The 22,839-nt window shown below is 67.1% G+C and carries 24 protein-coding genes; 14 read left to right on the top strand and 10 right to left on the bottom strand.

Annotated features, from left to right (window positions below; translation table 11 throughout):
- The first annotated feature begins 7 nt into the window (after positions 1-7).
- Positions 8-730, top strand: coding sequence for an ABC transporter ATP-binding protein (locus AC1HFW_RS22650; protein WP_006389839.1), 723 nt, complete (start codon positions 8-10; stop codon positions 728-730).
- 486 nt (positions 731-1,216) lie between these two features.
- Here the strand turns inward: AC1HFW_RS22650 and AC1HFW_RS22645 are convergent, their stop codons facing one another.
- The 3 genes from AC1HFW_RS22645 to AC1HFW_RS22635 all read right to left on the bottom strand — a co-directional run bounded on the left by AC1HFW_RS22645 (position 1,217) and on the right by AC1HFW_RS22635 (position 3,193).
- Positions 1,217-1,645 carry an organic hydroperoxide resistance protein gene (locus AC1HFW_RS22645; RefSeq protein WP_006391847.1) on the bottom strand — a complete coding sequence of 143 codons (429 nt, stop codon included), beginning with the start codon at positions 1,643-1,645 and terminating at the stop codon, positions 1,217-1,219.
- Between the two features lie 152 nt (positions 1,646-1,797).
- Entirely contained in the window at positions 1,798-2,259 is a 462-nt protein-coding gene (locus AC1HFW_RS22640; RefSeq protein ID WP_061073032.1) for a MarR family winged helix-turn-helix transcriptional regulator, read from the bottom strand.
- Between the two features lie 226 nt (positions 2,260-2,485).
- Positions 2,486-3,193 carry a Crp/Fnr family transcriptional regulator gene (locus AC1HFW_RS22635; protein WP_006391849.1) on the bottom strand — a complete coding sequence of 236 codons (708 nt, stop codon included), beginning with the start codon at positions 3,191-3,193 and terminating at the stop codon, positions 2,486-2,488.
- A 169-nt stretch (positions 3,194-3,362) separates the two neighbouring features.
- Between AC1HFW_RS22635 and AC1HFW_RS22630 the strand changes: the two genes are divergently transcribed.
- The 7 genes from AC1HFW_RS22630 (at position 3,363) to AC1HFW_RS22600 (ending at position 11,892) form a co-directional block, all read left to right on the top strand.
- A complete protein-coding gene (locus tag AC1HFW_RS22630; protein WP_241068495.1) occupies positions 3,363-5,339 on the top strand; it encodes an AMP-dependent synthetase/ligase in 1,977 nt (658 codons plus the stop codon).
- A gap of 5 nt (positions 5,340-5,344) precedes the next feature.
- Positions 5,345-6,142 (top strand): ABC transporter ATP-binding protein, encoded by a 798-nt coding sequence (locus AC1HFW_RS22625; protein WP_054474474.1) that lies wholly within the window; start codon positions 5,345-5,347, stop codon positions 6,140-6,142.
- Between the two features lie 12 nt (positions 6,143-6,154).
- Positions 6,155-7,084, top strand: a complete 930-nt coding sequence (locus AC1HFW_RS22620; protein WP_006391852.1) for a branched-chain amino acid ABC transporter permease — start codon at positions 6,155-6,157, stop codon at positions 7,082-7,084.
- Positions 7,085-7,108: 24 nt separating this feature from the next.
- Positions 7,109-8,173, top strand: a complete 1,065-nt coding sequence (locus AC1HFW_RS22615; RefSeq protein ID WP_241074656.1) for a branched-chain amino acid ABC transporter permease — start codon at positions 7,109-7,111, stop codon at positions 8,171-8,173.
- 126 nt (positions 8,174-8,299) lie between these two features.
- A complete protein-coding gene (locus tag AC1HFW_RS22610) occupies positions 8,300-9,640 on the top strand; it encodes an ABC transporter substrate-binding protein (RefSeq protein WP_081105123.1) in 1,341 nt (446 codons plus the stop codon).
- A gap of 58 nt (positions 9,641-9,698) precedes the next feature.
- Positions 9,699-10,541, top strand: coding sequence for an ABC transporter ATP-binding protein (locus tag AC1HFW_RS22605; protein ID WP_116521873.1), 843 nt, complete (start codon positions 9,699-9,701; stop codon positions 10,539-10,541).
- A gap of 82 nt (positions 10,542-10,623) precedes the next feature.
- Positions 10,624-11,892, top strand: a complete 1,269-nt coding sequence (locus AC1HFW_RS22600) for a phenylacetate--CoA ligase family protein (protein ID WP_241068497.1) — start codon at positions 10,624-10,626, stop codon at positions 11,890-11,892.
- Between the two features lie 79 nt (positions 11,893-11,971).
- Here AC1HFW_RS22600 and AC1HFW_RS22595 read toward each other — a convergent pair whose 3' ends face one another.
- From AC1HFW_RS22595 to AC1HFW_RS22580, 4 genes are read right to left on the bottom strand one after another with little or no spacing between them, the layout of a single operon-like run.
- Entirely contained in the window at positions 11,972-13,210 is a 1,239-nt protein-coding gene (locus AC1HFW_RS22595) for an NAD(P)/FAD-dependent oxidoreductase (RefSeq protein ID WP_479285275.1), read from the bottom strand.
- A 13-nt stretch (positions 13,211-13,223) separates the two neighbouring features.
- Positions 13,224-13,661: a YeeE/YedE family protein gene (locus AC1HFW_RS22590; RefSeq protein ID WP_061073028.1), complete on the bottom strand. Its 438-nt coding sequence runs from the start codon at positions 13,659-13,661 to the stop codon at positions 13,224-13,226.
- Between the two features lies 1 nt (position 13,662).
- Positions 13,663-14,091 carry a YeeE/YedE family protein gene (locus tag AC1HFW_RS22585; protein WP_061073027.1) on the bottom strand — a complete coding sequence of 143 codons (429 nt, stop codon included), beginning with the start codon at positions 14,089-14,091 and terminating at the stop codon, positions 13,663-13,665.
- Complete coding sequence (locus tag AC1HFW_RS22580; RefSeq protein WP_006391860.1) at positions 14,088-14,426, bottom strand: ArsR/SmtB family transcription factor; 339 nt, start codon at positions 14,424-14,426, stop codon at positions 14,088-14,090. Before AC1HFW_RS22580 ends, AC1HFW_RS22585 begins: the two co-directional genes overlap by 4 nt.
- A gap of 126 nt (positions 14,427-14,552) precedes the next feature.
- Here AC1HFW_RS22580 and AC1HFW_RS22575 point away from each other — a divergent pair, with 126 nt between their 5' ends.
- The 6 genes from AC1HFW_RS22575 (at position 14,553) to AC1HFW_RS22550 (ending at position 19,784) form a co-directional block, all read left to right on the top strand.
- Positions 14,553-15,416 (top strand): MBL fold metallo-hydrolase, encoded by an 864-nt coding sequence (locus tag AC1HFW_RS22575; RefSeq protein WP_198486353.1) that lies wholly within the window; start codon positions 14,553-14,555, stop codon positions 15,414-15,416.
- A gap of 100 nt (positions 15,417-15,516) precedes the next feature.
- Positions 15,517-16,983: a polyphosphate:AMP phosphotransferase gene (gene pap / locus AC1HFW_RS22570; RefSeq protein ID WP_479285274.1), complete on the top strand. Its 1,467-nt coding sequence runs from the start codon at positions 15,517-15,519 to the stop codon at positions 16,981-16,983.
- A 19-nt stretch (positions 16,984-17,002) separates the two neighbouring features.
- Positions 17,003-17,452, top strand: a complete 450-nt coding sequence (locus AC1HFW_RS22565; protein WP_061073024.1) for a GNAT family N-acetyltransferase — start codon at positions 17,003-17,005, stop codon at positions 17,450-17,452.
- Positions 17,449-17,913 (top strand): HIT family protein, encoded by a 465-nt coding sequence (locus AC1HFW_RS22560; protein ID WP_479285273.1) that lies wholly within the window; start codon positions 17,449-17,451, stop codon positions 17,911-17,913. Before AC1HFW_RS22565 ends, AC1HFW_RS22560 begins: the two co-directional genes overlap by 4 nt.
- A gap of 166 nt (positions 17,914-18,079) precedes the next feature.
- Positions 18,080-19,300, top strand: a complete 1,221-nt coding sequence (gene nhaA / locus AC1HFW_RS22555; RefSeq protein ID WP_479285272.1) for a Na+/H+ antiporter NhaA — start codon at positions 18,080-18,082, stop codon at positions 19,298-19,300.
- A 70-nt stretch (positions 19,301-19,370) separates the two neighbouring features.
- Positions 19,371-19,784, top strand: coding sequence for a DUF488 domain-containing protein (locus AC1HFW_RS22550; RefSeq protein WP_116521879.1), 414 nt, complete (start codon positions 19,371-19,373; stop codon positions 19,782-19,784).
- Positions 19,785-19,814: 30 nt separating this feature from the next.
- On the opposite strand, the gene AC1HFW_RS22545 is transcribed toward AC1HFW_RS22550, so the two are convergent.
- The 3 genes from AC1HFW_RS22545 to AC1HFW_RS22535 all read right to left on the bottom strand — a co-directional run bounded on the left by AC1HFW_RS22545 (position 19,815) and on the right by AC1HFW_RS22535 (position 22,748).
- On the bottom strand, positions 19,815-20,663 hold the full coding sequence (locus AC1HFW_RS22545) for a lysozyme inhibitor LprI family protein (RefSeq protein WP_241068502.1): 849 nt from the start codon (positions 20,661-20,663) through the stop codon (positions 19,815-19,817).
- Between the two features lie 30 nt (positions 20,664-20,693).
- Positions 20,694-21,860 carry a COG3904 family protein gene (locus AC1HFW_RS22540; RefSeq protein ID WP_061073021.1) on the bottom strand — a complete coding sequence of 389 codons (1,167 nt, stop codon included), beginning with the start codon at positions 21,858-21,860 and terminating at the stop codon, positions 20,694-20,696.
- Positions 21,861-22,037: 177 nt separating this feature from the next.
- Positions 22,038-22,748, bottom strand: coding sequence for an N-acetylmuramoyl-L-alanine amidase family protein (locus AC1HFW_RS22535; protein ID WP_479285271.1), 711 nt, complete (start codon positions 22,746-22,748; stop codon positions 22,038-22,040).
- Positions 22,749-22,839 lie beyond the last annotated feature (91 nt).

The raw sequence follows: 22,839 nt of genomic DNA, 5'->3' as shown, positions 1-22,839 counted from the left end.
CGACAACATGCTATCGATCAAGAATCTGGAAGCGGGCTACGGGAAGGTGAAGGTGCTGCACGGCATCAGCATGGAGGTCCCGAAGGCCAAGGTGGTGACGTTGATCGGCTCGAATGGAGCCGGCAAGACGACGACGATGCGGGCGCTGTCGGGGATGATCCGGCCGACCGCGGGCGAGGTCACGCTGGGCGGCAAGCGCATCGACGGGCTGGAATCGCATCGGATCGCGCGTCTGGGGCTGGCGCATTCGCCGGAAGGGCGGCGGGTGTTTCCGACGCTGTCCGTCACCGACAATCTGCTGTTGGGCGCGTTTCCGCGCTTGACGGGGAGCCGGCCCAAGGGCGACGTGCAGGCGGATCTGGGACGGGCGATGGATCTGTTCCCTCGCCTGAAGGAGCGGCGCGAGCAGTTGGCGGGAACGCTGTCCGGCGGCGAGCAGCAGATGCTGGCGATGGCGCGGGCGGTGATGCTGAATCCGGAGCTGGTGCTCCTGGATGAGCCGTCGATGGGGTTGGCGCCGATCCTGGTGGAAGAGGTTTTCCGGATCATTGCGCGGCTCAAGGATGAAGGGGTGACGATGTTGCTGGTCGAGCAGTTTGCGGCGGCGGCGTTGAATGTGGCTGATTATGGGTATGTGTTGGAGAACGGGCGGATCTCGGTGCATGGGAGTGCGGAGAAGTTGAAGCATGATCCGGCTGTGGTGGCGGCTTATCTTGGGGGGTCGCACTGACTTTGCTGGCGGGTTGTTGAGTTCTTGAGACGCACGGCGGGGCGGCGGGCGGGGCTACGATTGCGGTCCGGAGCGTTCGCTCCGGACTAGCCTCGGCGGCCCCCCCCTTCGTCATCTTCGTCACAGCCTGCGGCTGTTCCTTCAGATTCCCTCGGGCGCATCTACACGCCCCGCCCGCCACCGGCCGCCGCCCCGCCGTGCTCGCGATTACGTTGGTGCCTGCGTTGCTGGGGTGGGTTGTGTGCTTGGCGTTCTGTTGACGCGCTAGCTTATCGCCAAAGATCTTGCGGGGCCCGCCCAAAGGCGGCCGCGCGGGCGGCCTTTTTGGGCTTACAGGGTGTTTTTGCGTTGGCGGATGACGCTGCGCGCCGATGGAGAGCGGGTTGGTGGGTCGCCTGCTCTTGGAGTGATGCGGATGAAAAAAAGGCAGGATTGCACTGGGTGCAATCCTGCCTTTGCTTTTTGCGCGCGGAACGCGCGCTTTGCTTAGACGGTGATGGTCAGGGTGACGTCGATGTTGCCGCGGGTGGCGTTCGAGTAGGGGCAGACGATGTGGGCGGCGGCGACGAGCTTTTCGGCTTCGGCGCGGTCCATGCCGGGCAGCGAGATCTTCAGTTCGGCTTCGATGCCGAAACCGGTGGGGATGGGGCCGATGCCGACCGAGCCGTCGATGGTGGCGTTGGCGGGCATGGCGATCTTGTCGCGGCCGGCGACGAACTTCATGGCGCCCATGAAGCAGGCCGAGTAGCCCACGGCGAACAGTTGCTCGGGGTTGGTGCCCGCGGCGCCGGCGCCGCCCAGTTCCTTCGGGGTGGTCAGCTTGACGTTCAGGTTGCCGTCGCTGGAGACGCCGGTGCCTTCACGGCCGCCGGTGACGTGGGCTTGGGCGCGGTACAGGACTTTTTCGATCGACATGGTGCTTTCCTTTTGGATGAAGGTTGGACTGCCGGGCTGGCGGGACCTTTCCCGCTGCGGCCCTTACTAATTAAATAGCACACAATTTCATAGCGCACTATCTTTAAGCGGGGATGACAGCACCTGCCATCATCCACCTCAAACACTAACAATCAAAGACTGCTGACCAGCTTTTCCCGCAATTCGTGCAACGCGCGCATGGTGCCCTGCACTTCGTCGAGCGAGCACTGGGCCGCGGCGGCGATGGCGTGCGGCACGGCCTCGGCCTGTTCGCGCAGGTTGCGGCCCTGCTTTGTCAGGGTGACGATGACCTGGCGCTCGTCCTGCTGGGCCCGGGCGCGGGTGACCAGGCCCGCCGCCTCGAGCCGCTTGAGCAGGGGCGTGAGGGTGGCGGAATCCAGGAACAGGCGTTCGCCGATGTCGGTGACCGTGACTTCGTCGCGCTCCCACAGCACCAGCATGACCAGATACTGCGGGTACGTCAGATCCAGGCCGCGCAGCAGCTTGCGGTACACCTTGTTCATCGCCAGCGAGGTCGAGTACAGGGCGAAGCACAGCTGGCTGTCTAGCAGCAGCGGGTTGAACGCGCTTTTGGGCTGGGATCTGGATTTCATTGCGCAATATTAAATAGCGCGCTATTTATCGTCAAGCACTTTTTTCTCCGACTTTTGTATCCGCCATGGTTGCTGGACGGTTGGCGTTCCTGCGCGTGCTGCGCCGCGGCAGGAAGGACGGGGCCGTCGAAGGTACCGGGGATCAGGCCAAGTACCCGGGGGCCTGGGTCTCGATCTGGGCGCCGCGCCCTCGCGACCCAGGCTGGCGCCGGCGCCTCGGCCGCCATCAGGCGGCGTGTTCGCCTTCCAGCGCGCCGCGGTCGGAGCCGTACAGTTTCAGCCCGTCCAGGTCCAGCACCCGCACCGCGCCGTATTCGACGTTCAGCAGGCCCGCCTCTTCCAGCTTGCGCAGCGCCTGGTTGGCGCGCTGGCGCGAGACCCGCGCCAGGTAGCCGACCTCTTCCTGCGTGATGGTCAGGCGCATGCCCATGCCGGGGTACAGCAGCGGGTTGAACAGTTCCGCCAGGCAGCGGGCCACGCGCGCGTCCGGATCCAGCAGGCGGTCGTACTCGGCCTTGCCGATGAACTGGGCGACGCGCTCGTTCAGCTGGTGCAGCAGGTAGCGGTTGAAGGGGATGCTGGTGTCCAGCAGCCAATCGAAGGTGGCGGCCGGCAGGCGCGCGACGACGGAATCGCGCAGCGCCACGATGTCGTACTTGCGGACTTCGCGCTTGAGCAGCGAGCCCTCGCCGATCCAGCCGCCGGCGGGCACGCCCGTCAGCGACGCGACCTTGCCCTCGGCATTGCCCACCGACACCTTCACCAGGCCGGCCAGCACGCCGATCCATGCCTGGGCGAGTTCGCCTTTGCGCTCTATGATCGACCCGGCGGCGGCTTGCTGCACGGACAGGTCTCGTTCGACGCGCGCTTGCTGCTCGCCGTCGAGTACGCGAAACCAGGCCGCGGCAAGTTGCAGGGAGTCGGATAGCTGCATCGGGAATACCCTAAAAGTTCCTTGAATGTCGCGATGGTGACAGTTGGTAGCAACCCAACCTTATACCTTAACTCCTGCCGTAAATCTAAAACCAACTGGTCAAGCGCAACCGCTCGTGCGCCGCGTTTCGTGGCTGCGGGTCCGATGCGCCCAAACCGGAGGAGACAACGTGGCACATTCTTCGCCCGCATCCGCACAGATGCCGGCGGCGCTGGATACTTTTCCGGCGCTGCTGTTCGCGCATGCCGACGTACGCGGGTCGCGGCCCGCGATACGTGAGAAAGACCTGGGTATCTGGCAAACCCTTACCTGGGCCGATGTGGCGGAGCACGTGCGCCAGGTCGCCCACGGGCTCGCGTCATTGGGCATCCAGCCCGGCATGCACGTGGCCGTGATCGGCGAGAACCGCCCGCGCCTGTACATGGCCATGATGGCCGCGCAATCGCTCGGCGCGATCCCCGTGCCGCTCTACCAGGACGCCGTGGCCCAGGAAATGGTCTACGTGCTGCAGGACGCCGAGATCAGCGTCGCGGTGGTAGAGGACCAGGAACAGGTCGACAAGATGCTGGAAGTGCGCGAGCAATGCCCCGCGCTCAAGCACGTGGTCTACGACGACCCGCGCGGCCTGCGGCACTACGCCGATGCGATGCTGCTGTCGTACGACCAGCTCGAAGAGATCGGCCGCGGCTACGCCGCGCAGCATCCCGACTTCTTCGCCCGCGCCGTGGCCGCGGTGCAGCCGCACGACGCCGCCGCGATGTTCTATACCTCGGGCACCACCGGCAAGCCCAAGGGCGTGGTGCTGACGCACCATGCGCTGATCGACCGCGCCCGCGCCGTTTCCGAAATGGAGAAGCTGACCGACCACGAGGACGTGCTGGCCTACCTGCCGCCGGCCTGGATCGGGCAGAACATGTTCTCGTACACGCAGCTGTTGGTCACGGGCTTCACCGTGAACCATCCGGAGTCGCCCGACACGGTCTCGATCGACATGCGCGACATCGGGCCCACCTACTACTTCGCGCCGCCGCGCGTACTGGAAGGCCTGCTGACCCATGTGATGATCCGCATGGAAGACGCCGGCTATCTCAAGCGCAAGCTGTTCCATGCCTGCATGAAGCTGGCGCGCCGCGTCGGCACCCGCATCCTGGACGGCGAATCCGTCAACGCCTGGGACCGCCTGCGCTACGCGCTGGGCAACGTGATGATCTACGGGCCGCTGCGCAATGCGCTGGGCATGAGCCGCGTGCGCGTGGCCTACACCGCGGGCGAGGCCATCGGCCCCGACCTGTTCGTGTTCTACCGCTCCATCGGCATCAACCTCAAGCAGCTCTACGGCTCCACCGAGACCTCGGTGTTCGTCTGCGTGCAGCCGGACGGCCAGGTGCGCGACGACACGGTCGGCCCGCCCGTGCCCGGCGTCGAGATCCGCGTGGCCGACAACGGCGAGATCCTGGTCAAGAGCCCGGGCCTGTTCAAGGAGTACTACCGCAACCCCGATGCCACGCAGGAGGCGCGCAGCGCCGACGGCTGGTTCCACACGGGCGACGCGGGCTACCTGGACACCGATGGCCAGCTCAAGATCATCGACCGCGCCAAGGACGTCGGCAAACTGGCCGACGGCAGCCTGTTCGCGCCCAAGTACCTGGAGAACAAGCTCAAGTTCTTCCCGCACATCAAGGAGGCGGTAGCGTTCGGCGCCGGCCGCCAGGACGTTTGCGCCTTCATCAACATCGACCTGGAAGCCGTGGGCAACTGGGCCGAGCGCCGCGGCCTGCCCTACGCCGGCTATACCGACCTGGCGGGCAAGGACGAGGTCTACCAGCTCATCGCCGATTGCGTCGAACAGGTCAATGCCGACCTGGCCACCGATCCGAAGCTGTCGGCCTCGCAGATCAGCCGCTTCCTGATCCTGCACAAGGAACTGGATCCCGATGACGACGAACTGACGCGCACCCGCAAGGTGCGGCGCGCCTTCATCGCGCAGAAGTACGGCGTGCTGATCGACGCCCTGTTCGAAGGCAAGCAATCCCAATTCATCGAGACCGAAGTGAAGTTCGAGGACGGCCGCAGCGGCAAGATCTCCGCCGACCTCAGGATCCGCCCGGTCAAGACGTTCCCCGCCATCACCGCCCGAGCCGCGTAGAGACCATGAGCAACAACGACCGCGACCAGCGCATCGGCGACGTGATGCTGGACATGCAGAACATCTCGCTGTCCTTCGGCGGCGTCAAGGCGCTGACGGACATTTCCTTCAATGTGCGCGAGCACGAGATCCGCGCCATCATCGGCCCCAACGGCGCGGGCAAGAGTTCGATGTTGAACGTCATCAACGGCGTCTACACCCCGCAGCAGGGCGGCATCGCATTCCGCGGCGAGCGTTTCTCGCGCATGAATCCGCGCCGCGCCGCCGAAATGGGCATCGCCCGCACCTTCCAGAACCTGGCCCTGTTCAAGGGCATGAGCGTGCTGGACAACATCATGACCGGCCGCAACCTGCGCATGAAGTGCGGACTGCTGGCGCAGGCCTTCCGCCTGGGCGCCGCCGAACGCGAAGAGATCGAGCACCGCCAGTTCGTCGAGAACATCATCGACTTCCTGGAAATCCAGGCGTATCGCAAGACGCCCGTGGGGCGCCTGCCCTACGGCCTGCAAAAGCGCGTCGACCTGGGCCGCGCGCTGGCCATGGAGCCGCGCCTGCTGCTGCTGGACGAGCCGATGGCCGGCATGAACATCGAGGAAAAGCAGGACATGAGCCGCTTCATCCTCGACGTGAACGACGAATTCGGCACCACCATCGTGCTGATCGAGCACGACATGGGCGTGGTCATGGACATCTCCGACCGCGTGGTGGTGCTGGACTACGGCAAGAAGATCGGCGACGGCAAGCCCGATGAGGTGCGCGCCAACGAAGACGTCATCCGCGCCTACCTCGGCGTGTCGCACTAAGGCGGACGAGACATGGGATTTTTTCTGGAAACCTTATTCGGCGGCCTGATGAGCGGCATGCTGTATGCCCTGATCGGCCTGGGCTTCGTGCTGATCTTCAAGGCATCGGGCGTGTTCAACTTCGCCCAGGGCGCCATGGTGCTGGTGGCGGCGTTGTCGATGGCGCGCTTTTCGGAGTGGATACCGCGCTGGTTCGGCTTCGAAAACATGATCCTGGCCAACGTGCTGGCGTTCATCGTCAGCGCCATCGTGATGTTCCTGCTGGCGGTGGCGATCGAGCGCTTCGTGCTGCGCCACCTGGTCAACCAGGAAGCCACCACGCTGCTCATGGCCACGCTGGGCATCAGCTATTTCCTCGACGGCCTGGGCCAGATCTCGTTCGGCAGCTCGGTCTATTCCATCAACGTCGGCATGCCGAAAGACCCGTTGATGATCCTGGACTCGGTGTTCGAAGGCGGCTTGCTCATCAACCTCGAAGACCTGACCGCCGCGGTCATCGCCGCATTGTTGGTGGCGGCGCTGGCGCTGTTCTTCCAGTTCACCTCCACCGGCCGCGCCCTGCGCGCCGTGGCGGACGACCACCAGGCGGCGCAGTCCATCGGCATTCCGCTGAACCGCATCTGGGTCATCGTCTGGAGCGTCGCCGGCCTGGTGGCGTTGGTGGCCGGCATCATCTGGGGATCCAAGTTCGGCGTGCAGTTCACGCTCTCGACCGCGGCGCTGCGGGCGCTGCCGGTGGTGATCCTGGGCGGCCTGACCTCGGTGCCGGGCGCCATCCTGGGCGGCCTGATCATCGGCGTGGGCGAAAAGCTGTCCGAGGTCTACCTGGGGTCGCTGGTGGGTGGCGGCATCGAAATCTGGTTCGCCTATGTGCTGGCGCTGGTGTTCCTGCTGTTCCGTCCGCAAGGGCTGTTCGGCGAGAAGATCATCGACCGCGTCTGAACCCCGGCCTTCTAGGATAAAAACATGTTCTATCGCGAAAACGGCCAATTCAAGACCAGCTATCGCGCCGACCAGCAGATCTTCCCGATCCGCCAGGACCGCGTCTTCATCTGGCTGCTGCTGGCGGTGGCGTTCATCGCCGTCCCGGCGCTGTCCAGCGACTACCTGCTGCGCGCCATCCTGATCCCGTTCCTGATCCTGTCGCTGGCCGCGGTCGGCCTGAACATCCTGGTGGGCTATTGCGGCCAGATCTCGCTGGGCACGGGGGCCTTCATGGCGGTGGGCGCGTATGCCGCCTGGAACTTCGGCGTGCGCTTTCCCGGCATGCCGCTGATCATCCAGATCCTGCTGGGCGGCTGCTTCGCCACTCTCGTCGGCGTCATCTTCGGCATTCCCAGCCTGCGCATCCGCGGCCTGTACCTGGCCGTGGCCACGCTGGCGGCGCAGTTCTTCGTCGACTGGGCGTTCCTGCGCATTCCCTTCTTCACCAACTACTCGTCGTCGGGCAACGTCTCGGTGCCGCCGCTGACCGCCTTCGGCCTGCCGGTGCAGAGCGCGCTGGAAAAGTACCTGTTCGTGCTGATCCTGGTGGTGATCTTCAGCCTGCTGGCCAAGAACCTGGTGCGCGGCGCCATCGGCCGCCAGTGGATGGCGATCCGCGACATGGACGTGGCCGCCTCGGTCATCGGCATCCGCCCGATGTACGCCAAGCTCACCGCGTTCGCGGTCAGCTCGTTCATCGTCGGCGTGGCCGGCGCGCTGTGGGGCTACATCCACCTGGGTTCGTGGGAACCACTGGCCTTCGACCTGACCCGCTCGTTCCAGCTGCTGTTCATGGTCATCATCGGCGGCCTCGGTTCCATCATCGGCAGCTTCTTCGGCGCGGCGTTCATCGTGCTGGTGCCGGTGGCGCTGTCCAACGTGCCGCACATGCTGGGCCTGCCGCTGTCGGTGGACACGGCCGCGCACATCGAGCACATGGTGTTCGGCGCGCTGATCGTGTTCTTCCTGATCGCCGAGCCGCACGGGCTGGCGCGGCTATGGAGCATCGGCAAGGAAAAACTCCGCATCTGGCCTTTCCCCCATTGATTTCGCATTGATTTCTGCGGGCCCCGGCGGCACGAGCGCCGTGGCCCACATCCTGAATACCCGGCTCAAGACCGGGCCAACCCCGGTGTCCGAGGGTTTATGACCCAAACACCACGCAGGAGGTAAATGGAGATGAAGCGTCTTAACCTGAAGTTGGCGGCAGCCTTGGTGGCCGCAGCCGGCGCCATCGGCGCCGTGGCCACGCCGGCAATGGCGGCGGAAGAGCAGTTCGTTCCGTTGCTGGTGTATCGGACCGGGTCGTTCGCGCCGCTGGGCATTCCCTGGGCCGACGGCAAGCTCGACTACCTGAAGCTGGTCAACGAGCGCGACGGCGGCGTCAACGGCGTCAAGATCACCTACGAGGAATGCGAAACCGCCTATGCCACCGACCGCGGCGTGGAGTGCTACGAGCGCCTGAAGGGCAAGGGCACCGGCGCGTCCGGCTTCGACACGCAATCGACCGGCATCACCTTCGCGGTCAGCGACAAGGCCATGGTCGACAAGGTGCCGGTCGAGACGATGGGCTACGGCCTGTCGCAATCGGTCGACGGCAGCGTGTTCGAGTGGAACTTCCCGCTGCTGGGCACCTACTGGACCGCCGCCGACGTGATGATCCAGGACATCGCCAAGAAAGAAGGCGGCATGGACAAGCTCAAGGGCAAGAAGATCGCCCTGGTCTACCACGACTCGCCCTACGGCAAGGAACCGATCCCGCTGCTGCAGAAGCGCGCCGCCAAGGAAGGCTTCGAGCTGCTGCTGTATCCGGTGACCGCCCCCGGCGTGGAACAGAAGTCCACCTGGCTGCAGATCCGCCAGGCCCGTCCGGCCTACGTGCTGCTGTGGAGCGCGGGCATCATGACGCCCACCGCCATCCGCGAAGCCCAGGCCAGCGGCTACCCGCGCGACAAGATGTACGCGATCTGGTGGGCCGGCTCCGAAGGCGACGTGAAGGACCTGGGCGATGTCGCCAAGGGCTACAACGCCATCACCGTGCACAACAGCGGCGCCGAGCACGACAAGGTCTATGACGATCTGAAGAAGTACGTCTACGACAAGGGTCAGGGCTCGGACAAGACGGGCAAGACCACGCTCGGCACCATCGCCCACACCCGCGGCATGATGATCTCGATGCTGCAGGTCGAAGCGATCCGCACCGCGCAGGAAAAGTTCGGCAAGGGCAAGGCGCTCACCCCCGAGCAGGTGCGCTGGGGCTTCGAGAACCTGAACCTGACGCAGGAACGCCTGAACCAGCTGGGTTTCGGCCAGATCATGCGTCCGGTCAAGACCTCATGCAGCAACCACAAGGGTGACGACTGGGCCCGCATCGTGCAGTGGGACGGCGCCAAGTTCAAGGTCGCCTCGGACTGGTACCAGGCCGACAAGACCCTGCTGGACCCGATGGTGAAGGAAGCCGCGGCGAAGTACGCCAAGGAAAAGAACATCACGCCCCGCACTTGCGAGAACTGATGTGAACCGGCGGCCGGCGCCCCAGGGCGTCGGCCGCCACCAAGCCGCAGGAACCGCCATGACCGCAGCAACGACTACCGCTACTACCGCCGACACCCCCAAGGTGCTGCTCGATGTGAATGGCATCGAGGTGATCTACAACCACGTCATCCTGGTGCTCAAGGGCGTTTCCCTGCAGGTGCCGGAAGGCAAGATCGTGGCCCTGCTGGGCGCCAACGGCGCCGGCAAGACCACCACGTTGCGCGCCATCTCGAACCTGCTCAAGGGCGAGCGCGGCGACGTCACCAAGGGCCACATCCAGTACCGCGACCAGCGCATCGAGAAGCTGTCGCCGGCCGAACTGGTCAAGCGCGGCGTGGTGCAGGTGATGGAGGGCCGCCATTGCTTCGCCCACCTCACCATCGAAGAGAACCTGCTGACCGGCGCCTACACCCGCGACCTCAGCCGCGGCGACACCAGCGCGGCGCTGGAGCGCGTCTACCAGTATTTCCCGCGCCTGAAGCAGCGCCGGTCCAGCCAGGCCGGCTATACCTCGGGCGGCGAACAACAGATGACCGCCATCGGCCGCGCGCTGATGGCCAACCCCAACATGATCCTGCTGGACGAGCCGTCCATGGGACTGGCGCCGCAGATCGTCGAGGAGATCTTCGAGATCGTGCGCGACCTGAACCAGCGCGAGCGCGTCAGCTTCCTGCTGGCCGAGCAGAACACCAACATCGCGCTGCGCTACGCCGACTACGGCTACATCCTGGAAAACGGCCGCGTGATGATGGACGGCGCCGCCAAGGACCTGGCCCAGAACGAGGACGTGAAAGAGTTCTACCTGGGCATTTCCAGCGGCGAGCGCAAGAGTTTCCGCGACAACAAGTTCTACCGCCGCCGCAAGCGCTGGCTGGCCTGATCCCTGGAGCGGCGACGCCGGCGCGGTCCGGCTCGCCGCCGGCAACGACACCGCAGTACGGCACACGAGAGGGTGCGATCCCATGTCCGAGTTTTTCGATGTCCTGGAAACCCGAGCGCCCGAGCAACGCGAGCGCGAGCTGATGGCGGCCCTGCCCGGCGCCATCGCCCGCGCCATCGCCGGCGCGCCGGCCATTGCCGAGCAGCTGCGCGGCATCGACCCCGCCACGGTCACGTCGCGCGCGGCGCTGGCGCGCCTGCCGGTGCTGCGCAAGCACGAACTGCTGGAACGCCAGCAGCACAGCCGCGAGCAGGCCGCGCAACCGGCCGGGCCACAGAAAGCCTTCGGCGGCTTCTCGGCCATCGGCTGGGGCGAGGCCATGCGCGTGTTCGCCTCGCCCGGCCCGATCTATGAACCCGAAAGCGCGCGCGCCGACTACTGGCGCTTTGCCCGCGCGCTGTACGCCGCCGGTTTCCGCGCCGGCGAACTGGCCTACAACTGCTTTTCCTACCACTTCACGCCGGCCGGCTCGATGATGGAGACCGCCGCGCACGCCGTGGGCTGCACCGTCTTCCCCGGCGGCACCGGCCAGACCGAACAGCAGGTGCGCGCCATCCAGGACCTGGGGCCCAGCGGCTACACCGGCACGCCCAGCTTCCTGAAGATCATCCTGGAAAAGGCCGACGAGCTCGGCGTGAAACTGGATTCGCTGCGCCGCGCCCTGGTGTCCGGCGAAGCCTTCCCGCCGTCGCTGCGCGACTGGCTGGCAGCGCGCGGCATCGAGGGCTACCAGGCCTACGGCAGCGCCGACCTCGGCATGATCGCGTTCGAGACGCCGGCCCGCCAGGGCCTGGTGCTGGGCGAGGACATCATCGTCGAAATCGTGCGCCCCGGCACCGGCGAACCCGTGCCCGACGGCGAAGTCGGCGAAGTCGTGGTCACCACGTTGAACCCCGACTACCCGCTGGTGCGCTTCGGCACCGGCGACCTGTCGGCGGTCATGCCCGGCATCTCGCCCTGCGGCCGCACCAACACCCGCATCAAGGGCTGGATGGGACGCGCCGACCAGACCACCAAGGTGCGCGGCATGTTCGTGCATCCCTCGCAGGTGGCCGACGTGGTGCGCCGCCATCCCGAAATCCTGCGGGCGCGGCTGGTGATCAGCGGCACCACCGGCTCGGACAAGATGGTGCTGCGGGTGGAGTCGCGCGTGCGCGGCGAAGACCTGGGCGCCCGCATCGCCGAATCGGTGCGCGACGTGACCAAGCTGCGCAGCGACGTGGAATGGGCCGAGGCCGGCGCCCTGCCGAACGACGGCAAGGTCATCGACGACATCCGCACCTACGAATAAGAAGGATAAGAAGAAGAAAGGCGCGCGCCCGGGACCGGCAAAGCCCGGGCGCGGCACCGCCTCGCTTGACGCCGCGGGCTCAGTTGCCCAGCGGGCGGGCCAGCCATTCGCGGCCCTTGAGCATGCCGTTCCAGTAGATCCACGGCAGCATCGTCGCCTTCAGGAACCACGCGCTCTTGCGGGGCACGGTCGGATCCAGCGGGAAGGTGGGCAGCAGCTTGCCGCCATAACCGAACTCGGCCAGCACGATGCGGCCGCGCTCGACCGTCAGCGGGCAGGAACCGTAGCCGTCGTACGTGACCGGCAGCGCATGGCCCTCGCGCACCGCCAGCAGGTTCTCGGCCACCGTGACGATCTGCTTGCGCGCCGCCGCCGCGGTCTTGGCGTTGGTGGTGCTGATGCCGTCGCCCAGCCCGAAGATATTGTCGTGGCGCACGTGACGCAGCGTGGCCGGGTCGACCTCGCACCAGCCCGCCGCGTCCGCCAGCGCGCTCTGGCGCAGGAAGTCGTGCGGCACCTGCGGCGGCACCGCGTGCAGCATGTCGAACGATTTCTCGACGCGCGTGACCGCGCCCTCGGCATCCTTCACATCGAACCACGCCTTGCGCGCCGGGCCATCGACCGCCACCAGCGCCGAATTGAAGGCCAGCCCGATGCCGTAGCTTTCGACGTAGCGCATCAACGGCGGCACGAAGGTCGGCACGCCGAACAGCACCGCGCCGGCCAGGTCGAATTCGACGTCAATGCGATCCAGCACGCCGCTGCGGCGCCAGTGGTCGCACGCCAGGTACATGGCCTTCTGCGGCGCGCCGGCGCACTTGATCGGCATGGCCGGTTGCGTGAACAGCGCCTTGCCGCCCTTCAGGCCGCGCACCAGTTCCCAGGTGTAGGGCGCCAGGTCGAAGCGGTAGTTGGAGCTGACGCCGTTGCGGCCCAGCGTTTCCGACAGGCCGTCCACCTTGTCCCAGGCCAGGCGCAGGCCCGGGCACACGATCAATTGCTGGTAGCTGACCGCGCTGCCGTCGGCCAGCCGCACCTGGTTGGCCTCGGGCTCGAAGCCGGCCGCCGCGGCCTGCAGCCAGGTGGCGCGGCCCGGCATCACCGAGCGGGTCGGCCGCACCGTCTTGGCGATGTCGAACGCGCCCCCGCCCACCAGCGTCCAGGCCGGCTGGTAGTAGTGCTTGTCGCTGGGCTCGATGACCGCGATGCGCAGGTCCGGACGGCGGCGCAAGAGGCTGGCGGTCACGCCGATGCCCGCCGAACCGCCCCCTACCACCACCACGTCGAAATCGCGCTGCGCCTGTGCTGCCGTCTGCATGCTTGTCTCCCGGTTATGAACCGGTCCGCGGGGGCCGGCGATTGAAATGTTGAACGATCGAAAACAGCGCCATGCCCGCCGCCATGGCGGCCACGAAGATCAGCGCTTCGCGCACGCCGGCCGCCGCCGCGACCAGGGCCGGCCCCGGGCAGAAGCCGGCCAGGCCCCAGCCCGCGCCGAACGTCAGGCTGCCCAGCGCCAGGCGCGGGTCGATGCGCGTGGCCGTGGGCCATTGCAGTGGTGCGCCCGAGACGCTGGCGCCGCGCCGCCGCAACCACGCGAAGCCCACGGCGGTCACGGCCAGCGCACCGCCCATCACCAGGGCCAAGGACGGATCCCACGGCCCCGCCAGATCGAGAAAGCCCAGCACCTTGGCCGGGTTGGCCATGCCGGACACGATCAGGCCCAGGCCGAACACCAGTCCCGCGATGAAGGCGAATACGGCGATCATGTCAGCCTCCGACCGCGTGGCGCACGACGTAGACCGTGACGAACCCGGCCGCCATGAACAGCCCGGTCGCCACCAGCGAGCGGCGCGATCCGCGCGCCAGGCCGCACACGCCGTGGCCGCTGGTGCAGCCCGAGGCGACGCGCGTGCCGATGCCCACCAGCAGGCCGGCAACGATCAGCCGGCCCGTGCCCGCGTCCACCGTGATGGGCGGCAAGGCGGCGGCCATGCGGTATAGCCAGGGCGAGACGCACAGCCCCACCAGGAACGCCAGCCGCCAGCCGCTGCGGCGATCGGGCGGCAGCAGGCCGCCCAGGATGCCGCTGATGCCCGCGATGCGGCCCGCGCCCAGCATCAGCAGCACGGCGGCCACGCCGATCAGCGCGCCGCCGGCGGCGGCCGTCCAGGGCGTGAAGGCGGCCCAGTCGATCATGACGCCAGCGCCGCCATGGCGCGGCCGCAATACAGGCTCGACAGCGTCTTCATGACCTGGTTGACCTCGAAGCTGGCCAGTTGGTAGTACACGTACTTGCCCTGGCGCCGCGTGCTCACCAGGCCTTCGTCGCGCAGCACGCCCAGTTGCTGCGACAGGGTCGGCTGGCGGATGCCGGTCAGGGATTCCAGTTCACCGACGTTGCGCTCGCCCTGCACCAGTTGGCACAGCAGCAGCAGCCGGTCTTCGTTGGCCAGCGCCTTGAGCAGCGCGCAGGCCTGGGAGGCGGATTCGCGCAGCGCGGCGACTTCGCATTCGTTCAGGGCAGTCAGCATTTGATGAGGATCAATCGGCGGAACGGAGTTTGATCATTATATTGACGGATAAACTATCCAACAATATTATTGAAATTCATATATTGTTCGGCGCGCATCGCCGCCGCACGCCCCAGGCGACCGCCCATGACCCCGCAGATCCAAGCCTTCTTCGACCCGGCCACCGCCACCGTCACCTACGTGGTGCACGAACCCGCGCCCGGCGGCGCCTGTGCCATCATCGACTCGGTGCTGGACTACGACCCCAAGTCCGGCCGCACCAGCACCGCCAGCGCCGACCGGGTCGCCGCCTACGTCCGTGAACACGGCCTGCGCACCGAATGGCTGCTGGAAACCCACGCGCACGCCGACCACCTCTCGGCCGCCCCCTACCTGCAACGCCAGCTGGGCGGCGTCATCGCCATCGGCCAGAGCATCCGCACCGTGCAGGGCGTGTTCAAGAAGATCTTCAACCTAGAACCGCAGTTCCAGCTCGACGGCTCGCAGTTCGGCCGCCTGTTCGCCGACGGCGAAACGTTCTCGATCGGCGCGCTCACGGCCAGCGCCATGCACGTGCCCGGCCACACCCCCGCCGACATGGCTTACCGCATCGGCGACGCCGTCTTCGTCGGCGACACCCTCTTCATGCCCGACGTCGGCACCGCCCGCTGCGACTTCCCCGGCGGCGACGCCCACCAGTTGTTCCGCTCCATCCGCCAGCTGCTGAGCCTGCCGGACGACACCCGCCTCTACATGTGCCACGACTATCCGCCCGCCGGCCGCGACGCCGCCTGGCAGACCACCGTGGCCGAGCAGCGCCGCGCCAACATCCACGTGCGCGACGGCATCACGGAAGACGACTTCGTCGCCATGCGCACGCGGCGCGACGCCACCCTGTCGATGCCCACGCTGATCCTGCCGGCCATCCAGGTCAACATCCGCGCCGGCCACTTCCCGCCGCCGGAAGACAACGGCGTGCGCTATCTCAAGATCCCCGTCGACGCCCTGTAGCGGCAGCCCGGTTGGGTTCGCCCGGCGACGCACTTGCGCGCCGCCGGGATATCCCGCAAGATCGGCCGGTCACAAGATTGCCGATCTCACGGAACCGTCCATGTTCGCCGAAGCCGAAGCCGACCCAGTCCTGACCAAGGAAGCCTTCAAACCGCTGGAAGCCAAGCTGCGCGTCGCGCTGCTGAACGCGCAATACCAGCGGCTGCAGAAGGCCGAGAAATCCCTGCTGGTGGTGGTGGCCGGCATCGACGGCGCCGGCAAGGGCGCCACGGTCAACCTGCTCAACGAATGGATGGACCCGCGCCACATCAAGACGCTGGCCTATGGTCCTCCGGAAGGCGACGAGCTCGAGCGCCCGCCGATGTGGCGCTACTGGAAAGACCTGCCGCCCAAGGGCAGCACGGGCATCGTCTTCGGCTCCTGGTACACGCCGCTGATCCGCGAGGCGGCGCGCAAGCATCCCAACCAGGACAGCATCGAGGCCCAGTCGGTGGCCATCCGCCGCTTCGAGGCCATGCTGGCCGCCGAGGGCGTGCAGATCCTCAAGCTCTGGTTCCACCTGTCGTCGGACGCCCAGCGCGCACGCGCCAAGCGGCTGCTGGCCAGCCCGGAAACCTCGTGGCAGGTCAGCCCGGTCGACCTCAAGGTCTACAAGAAGTACGACCGTATCCGCAACGGCGGCCAGGTCGTCATCAACCATACCGACAGCGGCCATGCGCCGTGGGTGGTGATCCCCAGCGCCGACGAGAACATGCGCGCCGCGCGCACCGCCGAGGCCGTGCTGGCCGCCATGCGCCAGCACCGCGTGCCGCGCATCCCGGCGTCGTTCGTGGCCCATACCGGCCCCGCCCGCATCCTCGACCGCCTCGGCCAGCTCGACTACGACGCCAAGCTCGATCGCGACGACTACGAATCCGAACTGGGCCTGCTGCAGGGACGCCTGGCGCGCGCCGCCCGTTCCAAGAAATTCCAGGAACGCTCGCTGGTGCTGGTGTTCGAAGGCCAGGACGCCGCCGGCAAGGGCGGCGCCATCCGCCGCATCACGCATGCGCTGGACGCGCGCCAATTCGACATCACCCCGGTGGCCGCGCCCAACAGCTACGAGTTGTCGCGTCCCTACCTGTGGCGCTTCTGGCGTCACGTGCCGCGCCAAGGGCGCATCGCCATCTTCGACCGCTCCTGGTACGGCCGGGTGCTGGTCGAGCGCGTCGAGAAAATCACCCCGCCCGCCCACTGGCGCCGCGCCTACGCCGAGATCAACGACTTCGAGGCGCAACTGGCCGGCAGCGGCGCGCTGGTGCTGAAATTCTGGCTCGCCGTCACCGCCGACGTGCAGCTCGAGCGCTTCAAGGACCGCGAGAAATCGCCCTTCAAGAACTTCAAGATCACGCCCGACGACTGGCGCAACCGCGACAAGTGGAAGGAATACGCCGCCGCCACCAATGAGATGCTGGCGCGCACCGACGTCAAGCACGCGCCGTGGCACCTGGTTTCGGCCAACGACAAGCGCTACGCTCGCCTTCAAGTGCTGCGGCATATCGTCGAAGCCCTGGAAAACCAACTCTGACCCGCAGGAGACCTTGCCCATGAGCTCGGCTGAAATCCGCCCCGTCGTCGCCGCCGATTTTGATGTCTGGCTGCCGCTCTGGAAGGGCTACCAGGACTTCTACCGCGTCGACATCGCCGATGCCGTCACGCGCAACACCTGGGCCCGCTTCCTCGATCCGGCCGAGCCGGTGAACGCCGCGCTGGCCTACGACAGCGGCAAGGCGGTCGGCATGGTCCACTGGATCTTCCACCGCTCGACCTGGACGGCGGGCGACTACTGCTACCTGCAGGACCTGTATGTGGACCCGGAGACCCGCGGCACCGGCGCCGGCCGCAAGCTGATCGAGCACGTCTACGCGCAGGCGGCAGCCGCCAACTGCGCCCGTGTCTACTGGCTGACCCATGAAACCAACGCCACGGCGATGCAGCTGTACGACCGCATCGCCGACCGTTCCGGCTTCATCCAATACCGCAAGGTGTTGCCTTGAGCGCGCGCGACCCCGACTGTCCGCTGTGCCAGACCGACGGCGGCACGTTGCTGTGGCGCGGGCCGCACCTGCGCCTGATCGAGGTCGACGACCCCGACTACCCCGGCTTCACGCGCGTCATCTGGAACGCCCACCTGGCCGAGATGACCAGCCTGTCGACCCACGGCCGCGACCTGCTGATGCGCGCGGTGTACGTGGTCGAGGAAGCGCAGCAGTCGATCCTGACGCCCGACAAGATCAACCTGGCCTCGCTCGGCAACATGGTGCCGCACCTGCACTGGCACGTGATTCCGCGCTGGCGCGGAGACCGCCACTTTCCCGACCCGATCTGGGCGCCGCCGCGCATTGCCGCCGGCGCCGAACCGGCCGAGTGGACCGAGCGCCAGGCTCGCGTGCAGGCGCTGCTGCCGCGTTATCGCAACCGCCTGGTCGAGGCCATGAACGCGCTGTTGTGGCATTGAGGCGCCGCCAGGTCCGGGAGGCCGCGACCCGGCCCTCGCCCGGTCATGCCGGCGCCTGCGGTGCGTACCAAATCCTATAGAAATCAAGACCTTCCACCCACGAAGCGCTTGCAATTCAGGTAAAATTCAGGTTTTACGCTGTATCGCAGCACCCAAGGAGTGGATCTTGACCCTGCAGGCCTCGCCCCCGTCCCGGCCCGTCTCTTTCCTGCAGGCATTCCTGCGTTCCGAAGCCCTCGGCGGCTACGTCCTGATGCTCGCGGCGGTGGTCGCCCTGATCGTCGCCAACAGTCCGCTGGCGGCCGGCTACTTCGACATCCTTGGCACCAAACTGGGCTTCCAGGTCGGACCGGTGATGCTCAAGGAATCCGTTCTGCACTGGATCAATGACGGCCTGATGGCCGTGTTCTTCCTGCTGGTCGGCCTGGAGATCAAGCGCGAGGTGCTGGACGGCCAGTTGCGCGGCGCGGCCCGCATCGTGCTGCCCGGCATCGCGGCGCTGGGCGGCATGGCCATGCCGGCGCTGATCTACGTGCTGCTGAACCTGGGCAGTCCCGACACCCTGCGCGGCTGGGCCATTCCCGCCGCCACCGACATCGCTTTCGCGCTCGGCATCCTGGCCCTGCTGGGCAGCCGCGTGCCGACTTCGCTGAAGGTGTTCCTGACCGCGCTGGCGATCCTGGACGACCTGGGCGCCATCGTCATCATCGCGCTGTTCTATACGTCCGAGCTGAACCTGTTCGCATTGGCCATGGCCGGCGCGCTGCTGGCCTGCCTGTTCTGCCTGAACCGGGCCGGCGTGCTGCGCCTGGCGCCCTACCTGCTGATCGGCGCGGTGCTCTGGTACTTCGTGCTGAAGTCTGGCGTGCACGCCACGCTCGCCGGCGTGGCGCTGGCGCTGACCATTCCGCTGCGTCCGCAGAACCAGGGCCGCGCGGGCGCGCATTCGCCGCTGCATGCGCTGGAACACGCGCTGCACAAGCCCGTGGCCCTGCTGATCGTGCCGCTGTTCGGCTTCGCCAACGCCGGCGTCTCGTTCGCCGGCATGGGCCTGTCGAGCCTGGCGCAGCCGGTGCCGCTGGGCGTGGCGCTGGGCCTGTTCCTGGGCAAGCAGCTGGGCGTGTTCGGCTTCGCCTGGCTCGCCATCCGCGCCGGCGTGGCCAGCCTGCCGCGCCACGCCAGCTTCACCCAGCTGTACGGCGTGGCCCTGCTGTGCGGCATCGGCTTCACCATGAGCCTGTTCATCGGCGCGCTGGCCTTCACCGATCCGGCGGCCGTCGACGCCACCAAGATCGGCGTCCTGACCGGCTCGCTGGCCTCGGCGGTGGCGGGCTTCCTGCTCTTGCGCACGGGCGGCTCGTCGGTGCCGGCCACTGCCAAGGCCTGACACGGCCGGCCCGCGGGCGGCAGTGCATTGCGGTAGTAGACTGGGGGATCCGTCACAGGAGCCCCCCGCGATGAAACCGTCCGCCATTTCCGTGCAACGCGTCTATGAAGGCCTCGGCCCCGAAGGCAGCTATCGGGCGCTGGTGGACCGCATGTGGCCGCGCGGCCTGCGCCGCGCCGACCTGGCGCTAAATGAATGGGCCAAGGACATCGCCCCCAGCGCCGAATTGTGCAAGTGGTTCAGCCACCTCGACGAGCGCTGGGACGCCTTCCGGGAAAAATACCTGGCCGAGCTGGCCGACCCGGCGCAGCAGGCCCGCATGGCCGCGCTGCTGGAGGCCGCCGGCGCGCGTCCGCTGACGTTGCTGTATGGCGCGCGCAATACCGCGCACAACCAGGCGGTAGTACTGCGCGACGCGTTGCAGGACTACGCCAGGCACCACCGCAAGCGCCTGGCCCGGGCCGCCGCCGACGACCCGGCCTGATACGGCCCCGCCCGGCGCACCCCGACCCGGCTAGCGGCCGGCGTCCTTCGGGTTGGACAGCGGGAACGACGGGTCGGTCAGGCAGGCCTTGAGCCAGCCGTACTCATCGTCGTCATGCACTTCACCGTCCACCTTGGGCAGCGGCGTGGAGGAATAGTCGACCTTGTGCACGTCGGGTCCCGTGTTCCAGTGCGCGTCATCGGAAATGCCGCCGGGACAATTGGCGTCGACGCCGTTGAACGAGCAGGACGCCACCGGCACCGGCTTGTTCTCGACCACCTTGGCCACGTAGCGCTGCGCATAGACCGAGCCCGTGGCCCAGTATTCTTCCGCGCTGCAGATGCGATCGTTGTTCTGGTAGTGGCGGATCGCGAAGCAACCGTAGTACTTGTAGTCGCGTGGCAGGACATCGCACGACACGTCAAAGCCGGCGAAGGGCCCGCCCGTGAACTGCTTGTTGAACTCGCGCTGGCGCAGCGCCGTGGCGATCATGGCGGGCAGCTTGTCGCCCTTCCTGATTTCCTTGAGCGCGGCCACGCGGTTCAGGATCATGTCGGCCGCCAGGCCGCCAGGCGTCTTGTCGTCCTGCAGCGCATCGGAATCGTCGGTCAGCCCTTCCAGCGCGCGGTCGCGAGCCTCGATCCAGCGCCGCTGGCTGTCCACCAGCATCTTGCGGATCTCCTCGTCCGGCGCCTGCTTCAGCACCGCCGCATAGGCGCGGTTCAGCTCGGCGTCGGCGGCCACCGCCTTGCGATCCGAGCAGATCAGCTTCTCCGACGGGCTGCTGGCCTTCTGGCAATTGATCGCCAGCGCCGGCGCCGCCAGCACGCCCAATCCCACCAGGCACAACAGCTGCGCCGCGCGATTCCTGAAACTCATTGCAGTTCTCCCTGGCATCGGGCCGCTGCGTCAGCGGCTGATGACCTCGCTGTCTTCCATGACGATGCGGTAACGGTTGCGCAGGTCAAGGACGTAAGTGAAATTCGACGTGCCGGTCGCGGTCTTGCCGCGTTCCGGGCTCGATACCTTGTAGTCGTAGAGGCCCTTGACCATGCACATCTGGTCCTGGCACTTGGCCCGCAGCGAATTCTGGTCGACCACGAAACGACGCACCGGCCAGCGCGCGAAGTACGCCTCCTTGTCCGCCAGGATCTCGGATTTCGGCCGCTGCTTCTTGAAGTAGTCGACCGTATCGGCGTAGAACTCGCGCGTGAACTTCAGCGCTTCCTCATTGGTGCCGCTGCCCGCCTGGATCATCAGGGCCGCGGCATTGATCGCCTTCTGCTCGTCGGTAATCGCCGCGGGCGCGGTTTCCTTGGGCATGTACGGGTTGGCCACGGGGCCGGCCGGCGCCGGCGCGGCATCGGGCGAGGCCGGCTTGCGCGGCGGCAGCTTGGCATCCCCGGGCGACTGCGCCTGCGGCGCGGGCGCCGCCGCGGGCGCCGGAGCCGCGCGCTGGCCCGTGCCCGGCTGCACGTCATTGCTGGCCGTGCGGACGTTGCCGGTGCGGTTGATGCCGTACTTGATGATCTCCTGCGGCGAGAAGAAGTACATCTCCTTGGGCGGCGTGCTGAACATGATCCCCAGCACGTCCGCCGACACGCCGTACTTCGGCAGGGTCGCGACGATGTCCGAAACCCCGAACTGCGCCTGTTCGCCCGTCATCTCGGGCGCGGAAATCTGGTGCACGCCCAGCCGGCCTTCGGCCAGGCGCTGGCGCCCCGCGAAGAACACGAACGAGCAGGCCGACGCACAGTAGCTGTCCTTCGGGATATAGGTATTCAGGCCGCGCTCGTAGACCTCTTCGGCCACCACCAGCCCGATATGCACCAGGCCGCCGCCATTGTTCTGCAGGATCAGCGTGGAGATGGTCGGATGCTCGCGCAGCGCCTTCTTCAAGTTGAGCATGTCGTTGGCGCCCACCGCGCCCACGTAGACCAGCAGATTGGGCTGGCTGGGCAGGAAGAAGAACGGGCCGTAGCGCTCGGGCTCCTCTTGCTGCTGCGCCGGCGCCTGCGTCTGCGCCACCGCGACGGACAGCCCGGTCATCGATAGCGCCAGGGACGCGGCCAACATCGTCAGTTTTCTTTTCAGCATCATCAGTCCTTGTTCTCGGAACGCACGCCACGGCCGGGATCGCCCCCGCCCTGCGCAACCGCGTCGTCCGGGCGCGGCGGCCCACCATACGAATGCCGGATTTTATCCATCCCTTGCGATTTCATCCCGCATCCGCCCGCTGGCCCCCTCGCCGCGCTAGCGCAGCTGGCAGGCGTGCGTGCCGTCCGCGATCGCCCGCGCCAGGCGCTGGATGGTCTCGGGCCGCGCCAGGCGCGCCTCCTCGTCGGGATTCACGATCACACCCGCCTCCACCAGCACCGCCGGCATCGCCGCGGTCTTGAGCACCGCCAATCCGTCGTAGCGATGCACGCCCAGGCGGCGGTCGAGCAGCGGCCGGTTTTCGCCCGCGATGGGCTCGGCGTGGTACAGCGACGGCTTTTCGCCCGCCGCCACCAACGCCTCGCCGATCGCCTTGGCGCAGCGCAGGCTGTCCTCGTAGCGGGGATTGAGCTGCGAGACAAAGATGGCGAACCCCGCGAATTCCCGCTGGCGGCCAGCATCGATGTACTTCTGCTGCATCGAATCGTGATGGATGGAGATGAAGAAATCCGCATCGGGCGCGGTCAGCGCGCGCCGGCCCAGCGCAATCTCGGCGCCATCGGCCGACACGCGCGTCACGCGATCGCCCAGCGCCAGCAGATCCGTCGCCACCGCGCCGCTCAGGTCCAGGTTGTATTGGTATTCCACCCGGCCACTGGCGCCCGTGGCGCCCGGCTGCTTGGGCGTGTGGCCCGTGTCCACCACCACGTAGGCCGCCTGCGCCGACAGCGCCGCCAACCCCAACACGGCCGCCGCGACACCGCGCGCCCACCCTGCCACACCTTGCTTGCCCGCTCGACCGTTCATGACTGATGCCACGCTTGACTTCGCCTTGTAAGAAACAAGGATCCCGCCATCCAGGGCGGGACCGAATGCGGCGGATTCTCGCGCAGCCCGG

This window comes from Achromobacter sp. ISS7 (genome assembly GCF_056523125.1).
The sequence above is the reverse complement of the archived record's forward strand: the minus strand, read 5'-3'. Positions and strand labels throughout refer to the sequence as shown.

Excerpts from the sequence above, each read along its gene's own strand:
- AC1HFW_RS22605 (WP_116521873.1), top strand. The coding sequence starts at position 9,699 with ATGACCGCAGCAACGACTACCGCTACTACCGCCGACACCCCCAAGGTG.
- AC1HFW_RS22590 (WP_061073028.1), bottom strand. The coding sequence starts at position 13,661 with ATGATCGCCGTATTCGCCTTCATCGCGGGACTGGTGTTCGGCCTGGGC.
- AC1HFW_RS22535 (WP_479285271.1), bottom strand. The coding sequence starts at position 22,748 with ATGAACGGTCGAGCGGGCAAGCAAGGTGTGGCAGGGTGGGCGCGCGGT.
- AC1HFW_RS22600 (WP_241068497.1), top strand. The coding sequence starts at position 10,624 with ATGTCCGAGTTTTTCGATGTCCTGGAAACCCGAGCGCCCGAGCAACGC.
- AC1HFW_RS22580 (WP_006391860.1), bottom strand. The coding sequence starts at position 14,426 with ATGCTGACTGCCCTGAACGAATGCGAAGTCGCCGCGCTGCGCGAATCC.
- AC1HFW_RS22550 (WP_116521879.1), top strand. The coding sequence starts at position 19,371 with ATGAAACCGTCCGCCATTTCCGTGCAACGCGTCTATGAAGGCCTCGGC.
- AC1HFW_RS22545 (WP_241068502.1), bottom strand. The coding sequence starts at position 20,663 with ATGAGTTTCAGGAATCGCGCGGCGCAGCTGTTGTGCCTGGTGGGATTG.
- AC1HFW_RS22540 (WP_061073021.1), bottom strand. The coding sequence starts at position 21,860 with ATGTTGGCCGCGTCCCTGGCGCTATCGATGACCGGGCTGTCCGTCGCG.
- AC1HFW_RS22650 (WP_006389839.1), top strand. The coding sequence starts at position 8 with ATGCTATCGATCAAGAATCTGGAAGCGGGCTACGGGAAGGTGAAGGTG.
- AC1HFW_RS22635 (WP_006391849.1), bottom strand. The coding sequence starts at position 3,193 with ATGCAGCTATCCGACTCCCTGCAACTTGCCGCGGCCTGGTTTCGCGTA.
- pap (WP_479285274.1), top strand. The coding sequence starts at position 15,517 with ATGTTCGCCGAAGCCGAAGCCGACCCAGTCCTGACCAAGGAAGCCTTC.
- AC1HFW_RS22615 (WP_241074656.1), top strand. The coding sequence starts at position 7,109 with ATGTTCTATCGCGAAAACGGCCAATTCAAGACCAGCTATCGCGCCGAC.
- AC1HFW_RS22610 (WP_081105123.1), top strand. The coding sequence starts at position 8,300 with ATGGAGATGAAGCGTCTTAACCTGAAGTTGGCGGCAGCCTTGGTGGCC.
- AC1HFW_RS22645 (WP_006391847.1), bottom strand. The coding sequence starts at position 1,645 with ATGTCGATCGAAAAAGTCCTGTACCGCGCCCAAGCCCACGTCACCGGC.
- AC1HFW_RS22565 (WP_061073024.1), top strand. The coding sequence starts at position 17,003 with ATGAGCTCGGCTGAAATCCGCCCCGTCGTCGCCGCCGATTTTGATGTC.
- AC1HFW_RS22575 (WP_198486353.1), top strand. The coding sequence starts at position 14,553 with ATGACCCCGCAGATCCAAGCCTTCTTCGACCCGGCCACCGCCACCGTC.
- AC1HFW_RS22585 (WP_061073027.1), bottom strand. The coding sequence starts at position 14,091 with ATGATCGACTGGGCCGCCTTCACGCCCTGGACGGCCGCCGCCGGCGGC.
- AC1HFW_RS22640 (WP_061073032.1), bottom strand. The coding sequence starts at position 2,259 with ATGAAATCCAGATCCCAGCCCAAAAGCGCGTTCAACCCGCTGCTGCTA.
- AC1HFW_RS22620 (WP_006391852.1), top strand. The coding sequence starts at position 6,155 with ATGGGATTTTTTCTGGAAACCTTATTCGGCGGCCTGATGAGCGGCATG.
- AC1HFW_RS22595 (WP_479285275.1), bottom strand. The coding sequence starts at position 13,210 with ATGCAGACGGCAGCACAGGCGCAGCGCGATTTCGACGTGGTGGTGGTA.
- AC1HFW_RS22625 (WP_054474474.1), top strand. The coding sequence starts at position 5,345 with ATGAGCAACAACGACCGCGACCAGCGCATCGGCGACGTGATGCTGGAC.